This is a genomic window from Parendozoicomonas sp. 209JJ7-1, from assembly GCF_058147085.1.
In genome coordinates this window covers 1-2,625 of record NZ_JBYVJU010000046.1, presented here as the reverse complement: position 1 = coordinate 2,625, position 2,625 = coordinate 1, and the positions used below count along the sequence as shown (strand labels likewise).

At 36.5% G+C, this 2,625-nt stretch carries 5 protein-coding genes; all 5 read left to right on the top strand.

The features are described from left to right. Window positions 1-397: hypothetical protein (locus ACY2RQ_RS19100; protein WP_490114604.1), on the top strand; the 397-nt coding region annotated here is incomplete at its 5' end. A 73-nt stretch (window positions 398-470) separates the two neighbouring features. After that, window positions 471-707, top strand: a complete 237-nt coding sequence (locus tag ACY2RQ_RS19095) for a DUF1272 domain-containing protein (protein WP_490114603.1) — start codon at window positions 471-473, stop codon at window positions 705-707. After that, a complete protein-coding gene (locus ACY2RQ_RS19090; RefSeq protein ID WP_490114602.1) occupies window positions 704-1,015 on the top strand; it encodes a cupin domain-containing protein in 312 nt (103 codons plus the stop codon). Before ACY2RQ_RS19095 ends, ACY2RQ_RS19090 begins: the two co-directional genes overlap by 4 nt. Before the next feature lie 116 nt (window positions 1,016-1,131). Further along, window positions 1,132-2,046, top strand: coding sequence for a hypothetical protein (locus tag ACY2RQ_RS19085; protein ID WP_490114601.1), 915 nt, complete (start codon window positions 1,132-1,134; stop codon window positions 2,044-2,046). Between the two features lie 76 nt (window positions 2,047-2,122). Next, on the top strand, window positions 2,123-2,593 hold the full coding sequence (locus ACY2RQ_RS19080) for a hypothetical protein (protein WP_490114600.1): 471 nt from the start codon (window positions 2,123-2,125) through the stop codon (window positions 2,591-2,593). Window positions 2,594-2,625: the final 32 nt, after the last annotated feature.

Below are 2,625 nucleotides of genomic sequence, written 5' to 3'. Positions count from 1 at the left end.
TTTCTACATCAAACATCATATGAACCCAGATAAATTCATCTCAGCCGTTCGACAAGAGTGCATAGAAGAATTAGTTTCAGGCTACATTGAGTTATTTTCAGAAACTAAACTTGAGAATTGCACAGATCAGTCATTCAAGGCTCTTTTAGAGCTTTGGGTAAATTCTGACGAAAAAACCAGAAAAACTCTTTCAGATTTTATCTACCTTGGTTCCCAGAATTCGATATCAGCACTACTGAACATTATTGATAATGGTTCTTTTATAGACGATACATATGAAGAGTTTGAGTTAAGTGTTAAGCAAAAAGAAACAAAAGCACCTCTCAACTCTGATCTCGTAGACTTGTTCTGGCAGCAAGAACAAGATGCTGGGCAGGTCAACGTAACCGAAACATAACAAGTAAATCCAAGTGACGCCTACGGCGCACCTGATTTAGGCGTTACACGGCTAAATCAACATTGGAGAATACATGCTCGAATTGAGACCAAACTGTGAATGTTGCAATGTAGATTTACCTCCTCATTCAGAGGCTTATATTTGCACTTTCGAGTGTACATTTTGTAAGACATGCACAGCTGAAGTTTTGAAGCATATATGTCCAAATTGTTCCGGTAACTTATCTCTCAGACCAATACGGCCAGAACATCATCTGGTAAAATATCCTGCCTCTAAAGAACGAGTTTTAAGCGAAAGCGGCTGTAAATGAAAATTATTAGAAGTAAAGATTTTACTCCCACACGTGCTTGGGATGCTTTAGATATTGCCAATATGAATGGCATTACAACTCGTTTGCACTGGACAAATAAGCCGTATAAATGGCACGTAAATGATGGCGAAGAGGTTTTCGTGATCATCGATGGGCAAATAGAGATGAAATACAAGGAAGGCGAAACTGAAAAAAGTACCATCCTTGAGCCAGGTGATATTTTCTTTGCATCGGTTGGTACTGCCCATGTAGCACACCCTATCTCTCCTTCTAGAATTTTAGTCATCGAGCAAGAAGGCAGTGTATAATTTCACTTTTCAATACCGTGCCAACCGCCGTGTAACAAGTAAATCCAGGTGACGCCTACGGCGCACCTGATTTAGGCGTTACACGTGAACCAACATCAACAACTTAGAAAACAAAAATGAAATTATTAGTAGTATTACTTGCACTCTGGCCAGCATTGACTATTGCCAAAAACTTAGAGAAAAAGACTGAAGAATTTACAGAGTCATTCTTTAATCCAATATTCAAAATTGCCAATACGAAAATAGAATCAGCAAATAAGGAAAGTTTAGAGAAAATTCCAGATGAGATTAAACACTTTCCAAAAGTTAAAGAAGATGAGGTATTAAAGCTAATTACAAGATCTCTCATGTCTGAATTTGATACGCATGAGCTTAACCTCTTGACTAAATTTTTCTCAAAGAAACCAGGCGTCTTATTAAAAAAAGCCGTCCACTACTCGCTCGAAAATGATGTCTCTCTTAATATTGCATTTTATGCAGTTGACTCTAACTACAGTGAGAGAGATATAGTTGACCTTTTAAAAAAGGATTTTAGCATTCAAGATCTCGAAACCATTAATAAAGTCATCAACAAATCTCAAGTTTACGTATCCAAGGCATTCCTAAAAGCACTAGATGATAAACTAGAAGATTATTATAAGAAAAAGCGATTCAACCATGTCGACGAATCTATATGTACAGATTCATATATAACTGACAATTTTTTTCTTGCTATCCCTGTTTGCAAGGCGGGCTATAAGCATGACAATTTTATAGCATCATCAAAATTTGCAAAAATGCTAACTCAAGGACTTGAACCAATTTTGACCAGGGACTACGAAGAAGCAAAAGAAATATATAGAAGAATTATTGAAAATGATAAGACTGGAGAAGAATATTTCTATCTTGGAATGTTAATAATTAATAAACCATCTAATGGTGAAACAAGTCGCGAAGCGTATTGTTTCCTTAAAAAATCTAAGTCTCTTGGTTTTGAAAGAGCTGAATCAGCCCTTAAAGAATTCCCAATAGAAAATACATACAAGTGCTAAAAATCATACTATAGAACCGGAAGCAATATATTTTTCGTGTAACAAGTGCATCCAGGTGACGCCGGAGGCGCACCTGATGCAAGCGTTATACGTTTCGGAGAATTCAGTGAAAACTTCCAAGTTCATTATTATATTGACTCTTTTTCTTCCACTTTTAAGCTTTGCCGAAAGTTCAGAGACGGAGAGACTAGCTAAGATTTCTGAGGATTATGCAAAGTGTTTAAATGTCACTCTTGGCAACTTCGATTCAGATGAGCAATCTCAAGCAGCAATGTCTAAGTTCTACAAGGCAATAATTTTAAATGCAGAGAAAATGTTAGAGCTAGAGTTAAAATCTAACAGCAAAACTACCAAAACTTTCCTTGAGATGCTTGGAGATAGGAAGATTTTTGTGGGCTATATGGTTGCTAAAATTTCTGAACCAAGTAAAGATTTCTTGTCTGATAAAAGCGTTCAAAACAAACAGAATGGCTTTGATTGGCGAAAAACCAACAAAGCACTATGGATTTCAAATGGTTGCAATGCAATTTATAGTTCATTGCAATGAAACGTATAACAAGTAAATCCAGGTGACGCCTA